Origin of the sequence: Psychrobacter sp. LFX-11D (assembly GCF_904846475.1) — a bacterium.
GTDB lineage: Bacteria > Pseudomonadota > Gammaproteobacteria > Pseudomonadales > Moraxellaceae > Psychrobacter > Psychrobacter cryohalolentis.
The window spans coordinates 187,653-205,315 of record NZ_CAJHAV010000003.1 but is presented as its reverse complement, the minus strand read 5'-3'; the positions used below and the strand labels follow the sequence as shown (position 1 = coordinate 205,315).

Annotated in this window: 14 protein-coding genes; 11 read left to right on the top strand and 3 right to left on the bottom strand. The window is 43.3% G+C overall.

The genetic code is table 11. The annotated features are described in order from the left end of the window. Positions 1 to 23: 23 nt before the first annotated feature. From JMX75_RS03835 to ampD, 3 genes are all read right to left on the bottom strand, one after another. Positions 24 to 638, bottom strand: coding sequence for a hypothetical protein (locus JMX75_RS03835; protein ID WP_133104722.1), 615 nt, complete (start codon positions 636 to 638; stop codon positions 24 to 26). Between the two features lie 122 nt (positions 639 to 760). Beyond that, positions 761 to 2,311 (bottom strand): murein biosynthesis integral membrane protein MurJ, encoded by a 1,551-nt coding sequence (gene murJ, locus JMX75_RS03830; RefSeq protein WP_201531118.1) that lies wholly within the window; start codon positions 2,309 to 2,311, stop codon positions 761 to 763. A gap of 161 nt (positions 2,312 to 2,472) precedes the next feature. Further along, positions 2,473 to 3,063, bottom strand: coding sequence for a 1,6-anhydro-N-acetylmuramyl-L-alanine amidase AmpD (gene ampD / locus JMX75_RS03825; RefSeq protein WP_201531116.1), 591 nt, complete (start codon positions 3,061 to 3,063; stop codon positions 2,473 to 2,475). Between the two features lie 209 nt (positions 3,064 to 3,272). Here ampD and JMX75_RS03820 point away from each other — a divergent pair, with 209 nt between their 5' ends. The 11 genes from JMX75_RS03820 (at position 3,273) to ftsZ (ending at position 17,542) form a co-directional block, all read left to right on the top strand. Beyond that, positions 3,273 to 5,372 (top strand): DUF4105 domain-containing protein, encoded by a 2,100-nt coding sequence (locus JMX75_RS03820; RefSeq protein ID WP_227673135.1) that lies wholly within the window; start codon positions 3,273 to 3,275, stop codon positions 5,370 to 5,372. 49 nt (positions 5,373 to 5,421) lie between these two features. Continuing rightward, positions 5,422 to 6,264, top strand: a complete 843-nt coding sequence (locus JMX75_RS03815) for an SDR family oxidoreductase (RefSeq protein ID WP_201531112.1) — start codon at positions 5,422 to 5,424, stop codon at positions 6,262 to 6,264. Between the two features lie 81 nt (positions 6,265 to 6,345). After that, positions 6,346 to 7,341 (top strand): hypothetical protein, encoded by a 996-nt coding sequence (locus tag JMX75_RS03810; protein WP_201531110.1) that lies wholly within the window; start codon positions 6,346 to 6,348, stop codon positions 7,339 to 7,341. Between the two features lie 71 nt (positions 7,342 to 7,412). Further along, complete coding sequence (gene pyrE, locus JMX75_RS03805; RefSeq protein ID WP_201531108.1) at positions 7,413 to 8,117, top strand: orotate phosphoribosyltransferase; 705 nt, start codon at positions 7,413 to 7,415, stop codon at positions 8,115 to 8,117. Between the two features lie 102 nt (positions 8,118 to 8,219). Continuing rightward, positions 8,220 to 9,191 carry a glutathione synthase gene (gene gshB, locus JMX75_RS03800; protein ID WP_201531106.1) on the top strand — a complete coding sequence of 324 codons (972 nt, stop codon included), beginning with the start codon at positions 8,220 to 8,222 and terminating at the stop codon, positions 9,189 to 9,191. Between the two features lie 338 nt (positions 9,192 to 9,529). Continuing rightward, positions 9,530 to 10,615 (top strand): undecaprenyldiphospho-muramoylpentapeptide beta-N-acetylglucosaminyltransferase, encoded by a 1,086-nt coding sequence (gene murG / locus JMX75_RS03795; protein ID WP_201531104.1) that lies wholly within the window; start codon positions 9,530 to 9,532, stop codon positions 10,613 to 10,615. Positions 10,616 to 10,684: 69 nt separating this feature from the next. Next, positions 10,685 to 12,124: a UDP-N-acetylmuramate--L-alanine ligase gene (gene murC / locus JMX75_RS03790; protein WP_011514348.1), complete on the top strand. Its 1,440-nt coding sequence runs from the start codon at positions 10,685 to 10,687 to the stop codon at positions 12,122 to 12,124. 50 nt (positions 12,125 to 12,174) lie between these two features. Beyond that, positions 12,175 to 13,320, top strand: a complete 1,146-nt coding sequence (locus tag JMX75_RS03785; protein ID WP_320157700.1) for a D-alanine--D-alanine ligase — start codon at positions 12,175 to 12,177, stop codon at positions 13,318 to 13,320. Between the two features lie 508 nt (positions 13,321 to 13,828). After that, positions 13,829 to 14,656, top strand: coding sequence for a cell division protein FtsQ/DivIB (locus JMX75_RS03780; protein WP_133104713.1), 828 nt, complete (start codon positions 13,829 to 13,831; stop codon positions 14,654 to 14,656). 152 nt (positions 14,657 to 14,808) lie between these two features. Then, complete coding sequence (gene ftsA, locus JMX75_RS03775) at positions 14,809 to 16,101, top strand: cell division protein FtsA (RefSeq protein WP_201531102.1); 1,293 nt, start codon at positions 14,809 to 14,811, stop codon at positions 16,099 to 16,101. 244 nt (positions 16,102 to 16,345) lie between these two features. After that, entirely contained in the window at positions 16,346 to 17,542 is a 1,197-nt protein-coding gene (gene ftsZ / locus JMX75_RS03770) for a cell division protein FtsZ (protein ID WP_011514344.1), read from the top strand. Positions 17,543 to 17,663: the final 121 nt, after the last annotated feature.

Genomic DNA, 17,663 nt, shown 5'->3' with positions numbered 1-17,663 from the left:
TTCCTGCTTTAAACAAGCATTTTTTACCCCAATATTTTCCATTCACCATTGATTTTTTGCAGCTCATAAGCCAAAGGCGCAGGCTCACTTTGACCTTTTAATCTTAGCTCACCTGTGACCGTGGCTTTTGTTTTATCGCTATTGTACTTGGTATCAATAATAGTGACCGCTTCAACCGTCTGCTTAAAGGCAAACTGGGTGTTTTTTAACTCTTCAGCGAAATTCTCCATATCGACTTTATAGTATGACGCTGCTTTCTTAACGTCGCCATAATATAAGGTATCAAGCGCTAGTTTCACCGTATTTTCTGGTGTACCTGCTTCGGTTCGATTGGTTAGTATACTTGGCTCTTTTACAGCCGCTGCGATAGGGCTGATATCTTGACTGACGATGTCGTTATCTGTCTTAGCCGTATCACTGTTAGCTATGCTATCAGTCTTATTAACATCAGCAGTACTATCGACATCATCCGTGCTGTTAACAGTATTTATGGCAGATGAGCCGTCTGTTGTCTCGTCTGCTGGCTGGGTCTCTACCTTGTTATTATCGCTACAACCGCTTATTAATAGTCCAGCACTGAGTAGACCGGTCGCAAAAATCATAGGTAAGCGTTGAGCTGCAAGCTGCTGAGTAGTCATATAAAACCTTAATATTGAGTAATTTAACAATAAGCCATTATGGCAACTATCAGCAGTATGCACTGTCAATTCTCATATTGAGCTTGTTTTGGTTTGGTAAACCAATAATTTATCACACCCTTTTAACCATGTTTGAGTTGGCGAGGACGGAAGCCTGTTGCTAATAATACTCCGCCGTAAACCAGCGCACCGACCACACACATAATCAGCAGCGCAACCAAACGTTGCCACTGTGCCTTGTCGGTTGGAAAGTACGGTAGCATGACATAAAGCACAGCGATCATAGCACTGGTAGAGATTGCAAACTGCGCAAACAGTTTTTTCCAGTGACTGCCAAAACGGAAAATATCACGCTTATGCAAGAAGTAATACAGTAAGCCTGCATTCACAAATGATGCGCCAGTCGTCGCAAGTGCCAGACCGCCATGCAATGGAATCTCAAGGAAGTAAAATATCCCAATGAAGATAACACTAAAGATCATATTAGCAAAAACGGAAATAATACCGATTCTGACGGGCGTACGGATATCTTGACGAGCAAAAAACGCAGGGGCAAAGACTTTTATTAACATAAAGCCTAGGATGCCACCCGCCATGCTTTTTAGCGCAAGCGAACTCATTTGCGCATCACGTAAAGTAAATTCGCCACGTAAAAATAGCGCTTGCATGAGCACGTCAGACAGAATAAACAGTGCTGCCGATGCAGGTACACCGACTAAGATAATTAAGCGAGCTGCCCAATCGATGGTCTTTTTAAAACTGACATCATCTTTTTGGGCTTCACTTTTTGATAGGCTTGGCAAAATGACTGTACCAATTGCCACACCAATTAAACCAAGGGGTAACTCGCTCATACGCTCAGCGGCATATAGCCACGAGACTGAGCCGCCAATCATCAAAGAGGCAAAGATAGTATTTAATAGCAGATTAATTTGAGTAACCGACACCCCAAAGATAGCAGGTAGCATCAGCTTTAATATGCGTCTGACGCCTTCATGCTGGAAGTCGATTTTGGGCATCACCAGTAGTTTTTGTTGGGATAACTGTGGCAATTGCAGTAGGAGCTGTAATAAACCAGCGATAGCGACCGCATAACCTAGCGCCATAATGGGCGTCTCAAACATAGGTGCAAAAACCAGCGCGCCACCAATCATACACAGATTGAGCAATACAGGTGCAAAGGCTGGTGCCGCAAAACGTCCGTAACTTTGTAAAATGCCACTGGCAAAAGCGGTCATGGAAATAAATAATAAGTAAGGGAAGGTGAGGCGCAACAGCTCAGCGGTAATCGCAAACTTATCAGGTTGATCAGAAAAACCGGGCGCAAATAAAGTCACGACCCACGGTGCCATTAAAATAACCACTACGGTAAGCATCGATAAAATTAACATCAGCGCGCCTGACGTGCGACTGACTAATATCTGTACTTCTCGTAGACTATATTTTTCTTTATATTCAGATAAAACAGGTACAAAGGCCTGACTAAATGCGCCTTCAGCAAACAGGCGTCGCAGAAAGTTCGGTATCTTAAAGGCGACCAAGAAAGCGTCCATCAGACCGCCAGCGCCAAAGACGCCTAATAACACAATATCGCGTACCAGACCTAAAATACGCGACAGCATAGTCATACTACTGACTACCATGGTTGAACGAAATAACCGACTTTTTGCCATGAGAACCTATTATGCCAATTTGTTTAGTGATGGTTGCTTGCTGATTTACGAGAGTCAAAAAAACTGTCAGATTATAGCACTTTCATAACCTAGGTAAATGCATTGAATATGGAATATGTATTCTTCTATTTCTTGAGATTTTATCCTCATTGAAGTAAGGTTTAGCCCTCAAGAAGGCGGGCTACCATTTCACGCAATCTTGTCCATTCAAAACAATCACCGGGGTCAGTCTTGCGACCAGGTGCAATGTCACTATGACCAGTCAGATGCCGACGGGTTTTGGGATACGCGTCATAGATTGCGACGATTGCGTTTGCCAATGCTTCATACTGCGCCGCGCTAAAGGGCACAAAATCTGACCCTTCAAGCTCAATGCCAATGCTATAATCATTACACTCAGCTCGACCAAGATAGCTCGACCTGCCAGCATGCCATGCACGCTCGTTAAAATTCACAAACTGCGTCATCGTACCGTCACGCTCGATAAATAAATGTGCGGAAACTTCAGCACCTTTTATCGTCTGAAAATAAGGATGGGCGTCCCAGTCTAACTGATTGGTGAACAAGGCTTTGACGTAGTGGTTGCCATCAGAACCGCACGCGCCAAACTCGTTAGGCGGTAGGCTAATATTGTGAATAACAATTGTATCAATGCGGATATGTTCAGGTCTTTTATTAGTGTTTGGCGATGCAAGCCACGTGGCGGCAGATAATTGACCCTCGTTGATAGTCATTGATGATGCTATAGACATAATGCTCTCTTTTATTGTGGTTATTAATCAGCAGAAGAATGCGTTTTATCGTAAATTTGGTATAAATAAATAGCAAATATATCGTCATTTCAGTATAAACAAGAGAGACGTCAATAATATTTTGCTAAAAGTCTATTGTTACTCATAAATTTTTAATGAGCGTCCATCACGCGATAAGCGTATCACCTTTACAGTGCGAGATTTTACTTATGTCCATACACTCAGTTTCAAATCGTATTGCGCTAGATGGAACGCCAATACAGCTTAGCCGCCGTGCACGTTTGTCATTGGCGATAGCTGGACTGCTGCTAACTGCGCAAGCACAAGCATTTTTACCAACGCCTGCATCACTGGTCACGACTGGTGAGCTTGCGCTTAATACCGATGCCAATACCAATACCAATACCAATAATAACAATGCTAAAGCCGAAACAGATGCAAATCAGCTGCTAAATCTATGGCGTGAGCAGGCTAAGACAAAAAATCTTGCCCAAGATACGACATGGCGCCGCTTATTATATTTCTCTGATGAGAAAAAAGGCTTGTTTGGCAAAAATAAAAATATCAGTGCGGTCGATGACGCTCGCTTCTTTTTGAGCCCAAATGGGCGTGAGGATTCAGGCGCTGAGCTTGATGCGATGCTTGTTGCCTTTGCTGATGAAATGGCTAATAAAACCAATAATTCTAAAACTAATCATACTGCCCAAGCTAGTAATAGCAACTCTGCGCTATGCCGTTTCCCAGCAAGAGCAAAATGGCTAAGTGATACCTTGGCTATTGATAAGTCAGCGATGCAGGTAACTTGTCCAGAGCTGACGGAATGGATGCAAAAGCTTGCCCCTGAGCAGCTGTCTATTATGTTTGCCCAAGAGTACTTAGACAATCCTCTGTCTGCTTTTGCGCATACCTTGTTGCGTATCGATTCAAAAGCAAGTGTGGCTGATCTAAGCCAAATTCATCATGCTTATGCGCTAAATGATACGGTCGATGGCGATACCAAAGATAACTTTGTATTGTATGCCATCAAATCTATGACGGGCGGCTATAACAATCTGATCGAGATTGACCCTTATCCAGAAAAGCTTGCTAAATATCTGCAAGACGATGAGCGTGATGCGTGGACATATCAATTGGATTTGACCCCAGAGGAAGTACAGCAAATCATATTGCACGTTTGGGAAACCAAAGATTTAAAATTGCCCTATTACTTTACCTCTGACAACTGCGCCTCTGAGATTTTGCGCCTGATAGATGTGGTACGTCCAGAGCAGCACTTATTAAGTCAGCTGCCTTATGCCGTTATTCCATCAGATGTGGTACAGCTGCTGAACAAAGAAGGTTTTCTTGCTAGCACCAATTATACGCCGGCTGATAGTACCTTACGCCAAGCGCAATTGAACAAAGTCAAACAGGAGCGTGAGCAGCTCGGCTACCATAACAACCCAAAACAGACGATTAATGAGATTAAGTCGGCCCAGCTCAATAAAGTTTCGAGCATGTCAGCTGATGGTCAGGCGTTACTCACTCACCAGATTGCGGTCTCAGATACCAATCCTCTCAATCGACATTCGCTGCAAATGGGCAGTATTGGCATCGGTCAGCGCGGCGATAATAATTACATCGATCTTGGGGCGCGCGCAGGCTATCACGATACCCTTGATCATCCGTCTGGTTTTCCGCAGTTCTTTGATTTAGAAGGTGCTTCTGCGACTTTACGTTTGTATGACACAGATAATGATAAAGCCAATCAGCCAAAAAGTGTGGTGTTACAGAATTTGACTTTGATTAAAGGGCGTTCTTTTAACCCTGTCAATTCGGCTAAGAAGGGCAAAACCTGGGGCGCGAGTATAGAGGCCACGCGTGTAAACGATGGCTCGCAGCAAGCCGGTACCGACCATTTAGTTGGTAGCTTGGGCTATGAGTCTGGTTGGTCATGGGCATTTGGTACGCCTAGTGCAGGTACAGGCGAGATGCCGCCGCAGCTTTGTTATACCTTTTTGGCAGGTACCGCGCAAACGGGGCGTGGTATTAATAAAGGCTTTCGTGTCGGCGCAGGCGTAAACGCTGGCTGTCGTTATCAGATTAACAATCAGTTACGTGCGCAGGCTGAATTGCAATTGCCATATTGGTATCATGGCAGCAGCGACGACTCTAATGTGCGCGGTCATTATTGGCAGCCGATATCAAGCTTAGGGCTGCAATACGATATCGATAAAAAACAAGCATTACGTATCAATGCCAATTATGAATGGCAAGATCGCATTGATGCCAATGACGATATACAGCTGTCATATCGACGTTATTTTTAGCAGCCACCAGTATTTTTAGCAGCATCTTCAAAGGCAGGCAGGAATTATGATGAATACGCATAATATATTAATTATCGGTCAAGGTGACATTGGATTACCAGTGACCAATAAGCTTGCGCAAGATGGCTTAAATGTCACAGGGCTGGCACGTAACGAGCGACAGCATTACGTGCTGGATGATAAAGCTAAATTTATGCAAGCAGATGCGTTGACGCTTAGCGCTGAGCAACTGCAAGACTTTACTCATATTGCTATCATCGTCACCCCTGATGAGTACTCAACCGATGGTTATCACAATAGCTACTTGGCGATTAACCAGCATTTAGCGTTGCTTGCGGACAAACTATCCAATCTTCAGCGTATTGTTTTTATTTCTTCAACTGGGATCTATGGGCAAGATAACGGTGAATGGATCGATAAAGATACCGTGCCGATGCTGCCTAAACGCGAAGCATCACAGGTGATATTGCAAGCAGAGCAAATGCTGAAACAAGGTTTTGATGATAAAGCAATTATCATTCGCCCAAGTGGTATTTATGGGCGCGAGCGCTTAATGCGTGTGCGTAAAGCTAAAGAGTCAGAGAAAAAGCCGATAGCAGCTGGCGTGTGGACCAATCGCATTATGGACTCTGATTTGGTCAATATTATCGCCAAAGTACTAACGATAGAGGTACCAAAGCCTGTTTATATTGCAACCGACTATTTGCCAGTGACTTCCTTTACGCTGACCACTTGGCTATGTGAGCGACTGGGTGAAGCACTGCCAGTACTTGATGATAAGAATAGCGCCATGACCGGAAAGCGCCTACATAGCAATATTCCGTTAGCGTGGCTGACGTATCCTGATTGGCAAATGGGATATGAAGATATTTTGCGTCATCAAGACTCATAAGTTGCTATAGCGCTTAAATACGTTTTCAAATATATTGTTCATGAGTGCTGTTTTATAATAGCACTCACTTAGGGAGATTTCATGACCCAGCCTTTTACTTCTGATGAGGGTTTATTCAGTGTTGATCTTGTGGCAGAGGGTCAGTTTGCAAATAATAATGCGGCGCAATCAGCCGTTTTATTCAGTAGTGACCAGCCTGCGATTGTCCATCCTAATTTTGATCCGACGCAAGTGCCATTAGATCCTGCAAGACCGCTGACAGATATTCCAGAACCAGCGCGACGCTTAAATGGGCAATTACGCCGATTATATGGCAATGCTGCCCGTTTTTATCAGCCTGATAAGGACAGCTTGTCAAAATGGTCGCTTATTGCGTCAGAGGCATTAGCAGAACATTTATCATTACTAAACGCTGCTAAATTGATAGCGCTGCCTGATAGTTTTTATCACAATCAGAGCGAGCAGCCATTAATGTCGTCGTTAAATGAGATGGTTTTACTAGATATGTCAGATATTCAACAAGCAATTCGGGCGTATCCAAGATTGAATCGTTATGGATTTTCAGAGACAGAGAGCGAAGAGAGTGATAAAGATATTAATGCTAAAACCAAAGTATCTGCTGCACTATCTCTGCGCACCCTGACCAAACGCTATAACCCTGATGAACTTTTAAATAGTATGTATGCTGATGACTGGCACGTAATACTGCAGCCGCAGCAGTTCGAGTTAGGTGAAGGCAGCTTAGCGACTGATATTATGGCGTGTAGCGTTGCTGTTCATGCTTTAAAGCAGTGCAGCCGTCGCAAAAGTATCAACCAGAGTTATAGTGCCGCGCAAATTTGCCAGCATATACGCAGCTACTTACTCAGTCAGAGTATCTGTGAGCCTGCTCAGCGGCATGCCTATCGCCAAATTCGAATTTTTGCAGGGCATGTGATCATAGCCGCTCATCATTTGGGCTGGAACATTCAAGTGAGTCGTGATGGTCACTGTTATTTTGACCTCTCTTCACGTTGCGGTCTTCTGACCCGATATCCCAATATGCAAGATTATGATATCAATGGTTGGTCAAGTTAAGCGCCAACGCCTATAATGCGCGTCATAGTAATCATTTTTAAACCTTTCTTTTTGTTCATAGGAATTCTCTAATGCCCCATGCCCAATACGCTAACAATGTCCCATTTTCATCTCATGCCTTTATTCAACTGGCGTTAGACAACCAAGTCTTAAAGTTTGGCGAGTTTGTCTTAAAGTCTGGTCGCATTAGCCCGTATTTTTTTAATGCAGGTTTGCTTGCATCAGGTGAGATGTTGTCGCTATTAGCACGTGGTTATGCAGATGCCTTAGCTGAACAGATGGCTGCTACAAATGAGGGTAAAGGCGCACAAGAACTGGTTATTTTTGGTGCCGCTTATAAAGGTATTCCGTTTGTGGCAGCAACTGCACAGGCTTTATGGCTACATCATGGTATCAATGCCAACTGGGGTTACAACCGTAAAGAAGCCAAAACACACGGTGAAGGTGGTAATTTGGTCGGCGCTGACGTCAGTGGCAAGGCGGTTTGGGTATTGGATGATGTCATTACCGCTGGTACAGCGATGCGTGAAGTGGTTGAGATTTTAGAACAAGCTGGCGCACATGTTGCTGGTATTATTGTGGCGCTTGACCGTAAGGAAAAAGGCTTAGCAGAGCGCTCGGCAATTCAGGAACTGGCGGCAACGTTAAACGTTCCAGTGCGCGCCCTTGTCGATATTGACGACTTAATCAGCTATCTGGCAGAGGGTGGTCATTCGAATCAAAATGCAACCCAACTTGCAAAAATGCAGCATTACCGTGCTCAATATGGCGTATAGTTAATCGAAATCTTTGCTAACTATATTTGCCTATATGGGCATGCTGATATGTGATTTGTATGTATTTTATCTATTAATAACATCCTGTAAATGAGTATTCTTATGAGCCTAGAACAGCCAAAAAAATCTTTGAACATACTTGTGATTATGGATCCCATCGAGCAAGTTAATTATAAAAAAGACACCAGTCTGGCTATGATGTGGTCGGCCCAAGATCGCGGTCATCGTCTGGGTTACTGTCAGATTCATGATTTATGGCTTGATCGTGGGCAGTTGATGGTCGATACGCAGTCAGTCACTGTCAAGCGTGATCCTGAGGATTTTTATACGTTAGGGGATAAGACGACAGGTTCGGTCAGCGATTATGATGTGATTTTGATGCGTAAAGATCCACCGTTTGATATGCGCTTTATTTATGCAACTTACATGCTTGATCATGCCAAAGCCGCAGGTGTACTGGTCGTCAATGACCCACAAGCCATTCGTGATTGTAATGAGAAATTGTTTGCCACTTGGTTTAGTGACTATATGAGCCCAACGATTGTGACCAGTAAACAGGCTCACATTCGCAAATTTATCGCTGAGCAGCAAGACGTTATTGTCAAGCCATTAGATGGTATGGGCGGTACGGGTATATTCCGTTTGACTGCTGATAGCCCAAATATTGGCGTGACGCTTGAGATGTTGACTGAGCTTGAAACGCTACCGATTATGGCGCAGCGTTATCTACCAGAGATTAAAGAAGGTGATAAGCGCGTACTTATTGTCGATGGCACTGTGGTTGACTATACCTTGGCTCGTATTCCAACAAAGGGTGAGACGCGTGGCAATCTTGCCGCTGGTGGTAGCGGTGTAGCCATGCCGCTGACCGATATCGAACGCCAAGTCGCAGAAGTGGTCGCGCCTATTGTCAAAGCAAAAGGTTTAATGTTCGTTGGTTTAGACTTAATTGGCGGACGCATTACGGAAATTAATGTCACCAGTCCAACCTGTGTGCGTGAGATTGACGACCAATGCGGTACAGATATTGCGACCGACTTTATCATCGCAATAGAGCGAAGACTGGCAATCTGATAAGCTGCTAAAGTTTGTTAGTTAAATAAGCTGTAAGGATAGAGTAATGTAATGCTCATCTACTGGCACAATGAGTAAAAATAGTTGTGCTAACATAGATCGTTAAAACGTCAGGGAACTAGTGTTTTGATAACGATTTCGCGGTATTTACCAAAGCCAAGTCGCGATTATTCACGGCTTGGATTTTTGTTATTGGTCGGGCAGAAATGACTATATATCAGACCACGATTTACACTATACTATGCGGGCTTTTAAACAGCTCTAATGACCCGATGAGTAAGATGGCTATAGGACAATAAGTCCTTCATATCAATACAAAAAAGATAGGCAGGCGTTTCATGAAGACACCGCACATATTAATGATGGCTGCTGGTACTGGCGGGCATGTATTTCCAGCACTTGCGGTTAGTGAAGAACTGACTAAGCGCGGTGCGGTGATTCATTGGTTAGGCACACCAAACGGCATGGAGAATGGTTTGGTGGCGCCAACCGGTTATCCTTTTCATGCGATTGAGATGCAAGGCTTACGCGGTAAAGGGATTGGGCGTTTGCTTAAAATGCCCGTGACCTTGCTGTCTGCGACTATGGCGGTTATCAAAATCATTCGTGGTAATAATATTGATGTAGTGGTTGGCTTTGGTGGTTATGTCAGCGCACCCGGCGGCATAGCAGCCCTTTTGACTAAGACACCGCTTATTATCCATGAGCAAAATGCCATTGCTGGCATGAGTAATCGCTACTTGGCAAAGATGGCGACCAAAGTCTTGCAAGCGTTTGAAAATACCTTTGGTAATAGTCAGCTTGATGCAAAACTTGAAACAGTTGGTAATCCAGTACGTAACGCGATTACTGGTGTCGCCGAACCTATAGCGCGTTATGATATAAATGACCGCTCAGCATTAAAACTGCTAGTGGTTGGCGGCTCACTGGGTGCACAAGTGCTAAATGAGACCGTGCCAAAAGCACTGGCGTTAATAGAACGTCCGTTTGAGGTACGTCACCAATGTGGACGCAATAATGAAGCTGCCACACAAGCAGCTTACGATGAGCAAGATTTAAGTATGCACAAGTTTACCGTACAGCCATTTATCGATGATATGGCAGCGGCTTATAACTGGGCAGATATTATTGTTTGCCGTGCTGGTGCGTTGACCGTTACTGAAATCCAAAATGTGGGTATTGCCGCGATTTTTGTACCATTACCAAGTGCGGTTGATGACCATCAAACGGCAAATGCGCGGACGTTGACATTACATAAAGCGGCGATTCTATTACCGCAAAATGAATTGACGCCCAAACGCTTGAGTGAAGAGCTTGCAGCCCTTGATCGACCTGCTTGCTTAGAGATGGCAAAAAAAGGTCATGCGCTTGCCAATCGTCAAGCCTGCCAGCACGTTGCCAATATTATCTGGCAAGCTTTGTAGATAAACAAATAAACACCCGATATTTTTGCCTTATTATATTTTATCCGTCTTATAAAAAGAGAAACCCTTATGCCAACCTCTGCTAAAGCCTTAACCAAACGTTTGATTGAAATACCAGAAATGCGCCGTATTCAGCATCTACATTTTATTGGTATTGGTGGTTCGGGGATGTGTGGTATTGCTGAGGTTATGAATAATCAAGGCTATCAAGTGAGTGGTTCTGATATTACTGAGAGCTTAGTGACCAAACGTTTGGCGCAGATTGGTATTGATATTGCTATCGGTCATGATTCCAAAAACATTGCCAATGCCGATGTCATTGTTGTATCGTCTGCCATTGATCGTAGCAATCCCGAAGTAAAAGCAGCACTCGAAGCACGTCTTCCGGTAGTGCGCCGTGCCGATATGCTTGGTGAATTGATGCGTTATCGTCACGGTATTGCTATTGCTGGGGCGCATGGTAAAACCACCACGACCAGTTTGCTGACCACTATGATGGCAGAAGGCAATTTAGATCCTACTTATGTGATTGGCGGTAAGCTTAATGCTTCGGGCAAAAATGCCGCGCTTGGTAGCAGTCGTTTTCTAATTGCCGAGGCTGATGAGTCTGACGCCTCATTCTTGTCATTGCATCCGATGGCGGCGATTGTCACCAATATTGATCAAGATCATATGGAAACTTATGGCAATAGTTTTGATAAATTAAAGGCAGCTTATATCCAGTTTTTACAAAACATGCCGTTTTATGGTTTGGCAGTGGTCTGCGGTGATGATCCTGAGCTGTACGCGATGATTGATGATATTGGGCGTCCAGTATTGACCTTTGGTCTTGAGCCATTTAATGATGTACAAGCCGTTGATTTGGTCACCGAAGGTACAAAAACCCATTTTACAGTACTACGCCGTGATCATGAGCCATTGCGTCTGACACTGAATATTCCGGGCGTGCATAATGTCTACAATGCGCTTGCAGCCATTACTATGGCGACTGATGAAGGCGTCGATGATGCTGCAATCACCCGTGCGCTACAGAAGTTTGAAGGGGTTGGTCGTCGTTTTGAGCAACATGCCTCTGTGGAGATAGATGATGGTAATGTGCTGCTGATTGATGATTATGGTCATCATCCAAAAGAAGTTGATGCCACCATCAAAGCGGCGCGTCAAAGCTTTCCTGAGCGCCGTTTAGTGATGATGTTCCAGCCTCATCGTTACAGCCGTACCCGTGACTGCTTCGATGATTTTGTCGAAGTACTCTCAAGTGTTGATGAGTTATTATTGTTGGATGTCTACTCTGCTGGTGAAAGCCCTATCGCTGGTGCGGACACCAAAGCCTTAGCACGTAGTATACGTTTGCGCGGTGCCGTCGAGCCAACGATAGTGGATAAAGACAATATTGCCCCTGTCATGCAGCGATTATTGAAAGCAGGTGATATGCTGATCACCCAAGGTGCGGGTAATGTCGGGCAAATAGCTATCGATCTCGCCGCCAATAATCTTTATATCAAATAAGCCTTAGAAGCATTAGAAGCATTGCTTTAAAAATATTAGGAGCACTAACGATGACCATGAATAATACTGAAGAAAATAATAATATTGATGAAGATGGCGTTAATGTTGAGCAAAACGCTACAGATAACAGTAACAACAACATTAAAGGCAATGTTCAAAATAACGCTGCCCCTATTATCAATCCAGAAACAGCTTTAGCAGCTGCTGCACAAGCAGAGCAGGATAAAGTAGCTAACAATAGCCAAAGCGCTAATACGTTACCCGCTATTAAAGAAAGTAAAGTAAAAGAGGCGAGTGAGTTTGGTAGAGTTGCTGTCATTTACGGTGGTAATAGTAATGAGCGTAGCGTGTCTTTAGACAGCGGTGCAGCTGTATTGCAAGCACTACAAAACCAAGGGGTTGATGCCACGCATTTTGATCCTAAGCATCAAGACATTACTGAACTACGTCAGTATGATCGTGTATTTAATGTCTTACATGGTCGGGGTGGCGAAGATGGTCTGCTGCAAGGCGTGCTACAGTGGTTTGATATTCCTCAAACCGGCTCAGGTATTTTAGCGTCAGCACTTGGTATGGATAAAGTACGTACCAAACAGCTGTGGCAAGGCTGCGGATTATCGACTGCACCGTTTTCACTGCTAACCGCTGATACCGACTGGCAGCAGGTGGTTAATATGTTAGGACTACCCCTGATTATCAAGCCTGTTCATGAAGGCTCAAGCATTGGTATGACTAAGGTTAATAACCTTGATGAGCTTCCTGCTGCCTATGTAACCGCCGTACAATGTGGCGATGTAGTGATGGCGGAGCGCTGGATAACTGGTCGCGAGTTTACTATCGTTATCATTGATGATGAAGCTTATCCTGTCATTCGCCTAGAGCCTGCGGATATCACCAATTTTTATGATTTCGAAGCCAAGTATAATCGTAACGATACCAGCTACTATATCCCTTGTGGTTTAAGTGCGGCGGATGAAAAGCATTTGCAAGATCTAAGTTTATCAGCGTTTCGTGCCGTTGATGCAAAAGGCTGGGGACGTATCGATGCGATGCAAGACGAAGCGGGCAACTTTTGGCTACTTGAGATTAATACCGTACCGGGAATGACCAGTCATAGTTTGGTGCCAATGGCAGCCAAAGCTCGTGGTATGGATTTCGAGAGCTTGTGCTGGCATATTTTGGCGCAAACGGTGTAACACTTTATTAAGTAAGTCACTGCCTATATAAAACAAGCTGTTCTTAGTAATTATACAAGAGTGAGTATTTCAATAAATGAGGTATTTAAACTATTTATCATTGTTAAATAGTAGCTTCTCATTATTCGTAATGTATCGCTATAGCTGCTATACCACAGCTTCGTGTAAACTTGTGTAAATTCGTTAGTAGTAGTAGGGGTTAGGCTATTGTTTGAAGGTAAAATGCGTTAATATTGTAACTATCTAGTGGTTTTGGTGATAGTTATGCAACGCTTTGGTAAGTCCTTCATTAAATAAGAGAAATGTTACATTTAAAGGCCGATAAGCACACTTTATATTGCCATTTAAAGTTACGAATTGATAGCATATCTATTAAGTAGATTTTACACCTGCATAATGGTGATAAGCGCTTTTGCATAAATAAAAAAGATCATCGATCTACGTAAATATGAATCGAATGTATGAAATATACAGATTATTTTGATTAAATATAGGGACGAAGTTTAATATGGCTCAAACTGTCAATGACGTCGCTGACTTGATGAGTGATAAAACCCGTCACCCAAAATCAAACTTTCAAGTACCCACTGCAGTTAGATACTTTTTTACCGTATTGGTGCTTGGGTTATTAGTGCTGATATTGATAATGGGCGGTAAGGCTTTACGTGACGCACCTCCAGCAGCTATTCATGTCGATCATCAAGGATTGACGGTTGCCGAATATCGGGCGCTACAGCATGTTATGAATCAGCAAAGTGTGAGCAGCTTTTTCACCTCTGATTTGCAAGCGCTGAGAGATATTACCACTGGTTTGGCTTGGGTTGATCAGGTCAGTATCAGTCGTGACTGGCAAAAAGGTATTGTGGTTACCGTATTGCCTAAGCAAGCAGTGGCAAATTTTGGTACTGAGCGTCTAGTGGATGCAACAGGGAATGTGTTTGTCCCTGCTGATAGTAGAGATTTAACGCAAGAGAACTTTGCAACTTTGCAAGGCAATATGACTCAAGCGCCGGTTATTATGCAACAGATGCAGCAAGTCAATGACTGGTATGCTCCGCTTGGCTTACAAGTTGAAGATATTATTTTGTCGCCAAGAATGACTTGGCTGATTCGTTTTGATAATGGGTTACGTATTATCGTTGATAATGAGAATACAGCACAAAAGCTACTGAACTTAAGCCAGCTGCTGGGTAATCAATTAAAAAACCGCCGTGATGAGATACAATCAGTAGATCTTCGTTACAAAAATGGATTTACGATTGCATGGAATATAGCAGTGCCAAAAGATAATGATACACCCGTAAACGAAAAACCAACAACTGAAGCACCTCTATAAGTAATATATAAAGTAGCCAACACGCTAAACTTGTCTGCTTTATTTTTTATACAGAGTATACATACGTTATTATCAGCTGATAATAGACTTATTTTAATGATTTAATGGAGACATCATTTGTTCTCCTGTTTAGCGATAATTTGTCTGGTACCATGAAAAATACTGAAAATTTGGTTGTTGTCCATTTAAGTGCCACGGCAGTTTATGTCGTCATTGGTAGTGTTGTGTCTGCAAAAGACATCCGTATTATGGGTGTGGGACAAGTTAAGAATAGCGACTTTTATCAAGGTCAAATCAAGCATCGTGAACGCTTGCAAGGCGCTATCAAACAGGCTATTCAAGAAGCGGAAGATACCGCTAATTGCCGTGTGCATAGTGTCTGGCTTACGCTGGCAACTCCTGAGCTATTGAGCAAAAATAGTGCGGGCGATGTTAGAGTAGAAGATGAATTCGTTCGCGCTAAAGATATGGTGCAAGCACTCTCAAATGCCAAATCGCAAGATTTGTCATCTGACTATTATTTGATGCATTGTTGTCAGCAAGGTATTTATATCGATAACCAAGAGTTTATGGTTGATGATGCCATTGATATGGTGGCGCACAATATAGCTGTGATGTATCACATGATGATGATGCCAGTTGCTGGTCGTCAAAATATCCAAAAACTATTGCAAAGCTGTGATGTGGGCATTGATCATATTGTCTTCGATGCGGTAACGAGTGCCGAATATAGCTTGATGAGCGAAGAGCGCCAACAAGGCGTTTGCTTGGTAGATATAGGTGCCAGCACCACAAGTATTTGCGTTTATAAGGAAAATAAGCTGATTTTTACCCATTGTATCGCAACGGGTAGTCATGAAGTGACGATGGATATTTCAGCAGACGTTGGTATTTCGATGATAGAGGCTGAAAAGCTGAAAAAATCGCATGGTACAGTGGATGTGAACAGCGTAGATCCAAGCTCATTTTTCCTATTTAAACCGCAAGGGTCAGGTGATGAAATCAACATTGGTATCTACAACCTTGCGCGTATTATCGAAGCCCGTTACGTGCAGATTTTCACTGAAGTAATACGCCAGTTACATGAAGCGGATTTATTAGGCTATATTGATAAGGGCATTGTGCTCACAGGCGGCGGTAGTGCGATTAAAGGCATGATACCGTTTGCGAAAAAATTATTAAAAATGCCAGTGGTATTAACCAATACGCATCCTGCGATTAGTGCTTATAATCATTTTGATAATGATGAATCCTTTAAGCAGCTGAATCTTCAGGTTAATGATCGGGCTTATCAAACGGCATTTGGTACACTATTATATAGCCAAAGCGAGCAGTTTCGGCGCAGTGAAAAAAGCGAGCCTGAAGCGATTCAAAAAAATCGTGTGACGGGTGTTTTTCAAAGTGCTGGTCAACGTTTTGCCAGTGTACTGAAAAAGATATTATAATTGTCCTGTAATCTTGCTGAAAATCTATTTACCCAATTAGATAAGCGGTTTGTCAACTAGACCAAACAAGCATATTAAAAGCAATACCCTGTATAATAACGGCATATCTTGGTTAAGCATTACTATTTAAGCCATGGCCCTGTTTTAATCAAATACATTTATATATAGTAAGTCGATAGCGCGCCATATGCGTGTGTTACCACGTATCGACCATCACGCTATCTGCAACTGGAGAAACTTTTTTATGTCAAAATACACCATGCCAGATGATAATCAGCTTCAAAATAATGGCCAAGCAAGCTTCACTGTATTCGGTGTAGGCGGCGGCGGCGGTAATGCAGTTGAACATATGGTACAGCAAGGGATTAGAGGTGTAACATTCGTCTGTGCCAATACGGACAAACAGGCGCTTGATCGTTTGACCGCACCGCATAAGTTACAACTTGGCGCAAAAACCAACCGTGGTCTTGGTGCAGGAGCGAATCCAGAAGTGGGTCGTGAAGCAGCAGAAAGTGACGAAGAAGCAATTCGTGCACTGCTTGAGCATTCAGATATGGTCTTTATCACCGCTGGAATGGGTGGTGGTACGGGCACTGGTGCTGCACCAGTCGTAGCGCGTATTGCCAAAGAAATGGAAGTATTGACCGTTGCTGTAGTCACCACGCCGTTCAAATTTGAAGGCGGCAAACGTATCAAGGCTGCCAAAGCGGGTATCGAGCAGCTGACTAACTTTGTAGATTCTATCATTACAATTCCAAATGATAAGTTGATGAGTGTCTACGGCAACATCTCTATGCAAGATGCGTTTAAAAAAGCAGATGATGTGCTATTGCATGCAGTCCAAGGTATTGCAGAGACCATCGCTAGCGAAGGTATGATCAACATTGACTTTAACGATATCCGTACCGCAATGACCGCTAAGGGCCATGCGATGATGGGTATCGGTCGTGCCAGCGGTGATGATCGTGCGCGTCAAGCGACTGAAAAAGCCATCAGATCGCCATTACTTGATGATTTGCGCCTAGAGAATGCCAAAGGCTTACTCGTCAACGTGATTTCATCTGAATCCTTATCTCTAGATGAGATGAGCAAGATCAGTGTGATTGTCGAAGAAATTACTGATATCGATGAAGCGCATATCTTCTATGGCTCAGTGATTGATGAAAAAATGGGCGACGACTTGCATGTGACGGTTATTGCAACTGGTTTAACCTTAGATGAAAACGCTGGTGAAGAGCCTGAAGTGGTTGAGCAGCCTGTGCCTTCTGTAAATAGTACGCAACCTGTTGATCCAAACTTGCATACCAGTGCCTTGAACAGTCAAAAACAGTCTCAAGCTCAATATCAAGAAAACCCAATTCGCTCTAATACTGTGCCTGAACAGACTAAAACTAAGACCAATAGCATTCAAGACTATCTAAAGCGTCAGCAGAACAAATAGATATCATTCGTATAAATATTGCTCTCTAAAAAAGCCAGTGTTCAAACGCTGGCTTTTTTGTGCCTATTCATAATTTCTGCTATTTACCAACTACTTATATATTGGTTATTCCTATTTATAA

Bases quoted from the DNA above. Each gene is read 5' to 3' on its own strand.
- JMX75_RS03835 (WP_133104722.1), bottom strand. From the start codon at position 638: ATGACTACTCAGCAGCTTGCAGCTCAACGCTTACCTATGATTTTTGCG.
- murJ (WP_201531118.1), bottom strand. From the start codon at position 2,311: ATGGCAAAAAGTCGGTTATTTCGTTCAACCATGGTAGTCAGTAGTATG.
- ampD (WP_201531116.1), bottom strand. From the start codon at position 3,063: ATGTCTATAGCATCATCAATGACTATCAACGAGGGTCAATTATCTGCC.
- JMX75_RS03820 (WP_227673135.1), top strand. From the start codon at position 3,273: ATGTCCATACACTCAGTTTCAAATCGTATTGCGCTAGATGGAACGCCA.
- JMX75_RS03815 (WP_201531112.1), top strand. From the start codon at position 5,422: ATGAATACGCATAATATATTAATTATCGGTCAAGGTGACATTGGATTA.
- JMX75_RS03810 (WP_201531110.1), top strand. From the start codon at position 6,346: ATGACCCAGCCTTTTACTTCTGATGAGGGTTTATTCAGTGTTGATCTT.
- pyrE (WP_201531108.1), top strand. From the start codon at position 7,413: ATGCCCCATGCCCAATACGCTAACAATGTCCCATTTTCATCTCATGCC.
- gshB (WP_201531106.1), top strand. From the start codon at position 8,220: ATGAGCCTAGAACAGCCAAAAAAATCTTTGAACATACTTGTGATTATG.
- murG (WP_201531104.1), top strand. From the start codon at position 9,530: ATGAAGACACCGCACATATTAATGATGGCTGCTGGTACTGGCGGGCAT.
- murC (WP_011514348.1), top strand. From the start codon at position 10,685: ATGCCAACCTCTGCTAAAGCCTTAACCAAACGTTTGATTGAAATACCA.
- JMX75_RS03785 (WP_320157700.1), top strand. From the start codon at position 12,175: ATGACCATGAATAATACTGAAGAAAATAATAATATTGATGAAGATGGC.
- JMX75_RS03780 (WP_133104713.1), top strand. From the start codon at position 13,829: ATGGCTCAAACTGTCAATGACGTCGCTGACTTGATGAGTGATAAAACC.
- ftsA (WP_201531102.1), top strand. From the start codon at position 14,809: ATGAAAAATACTGAAAATTTGGTTGTTGTCCATTTAAGTGCCACGGCA.
- ftsZ (WP_011514344.1), top strand. From the start codon at position 16,346: ATGTCAAAATACACCATGCCAGATGATAATCAGCTTCAAAATAATGGC.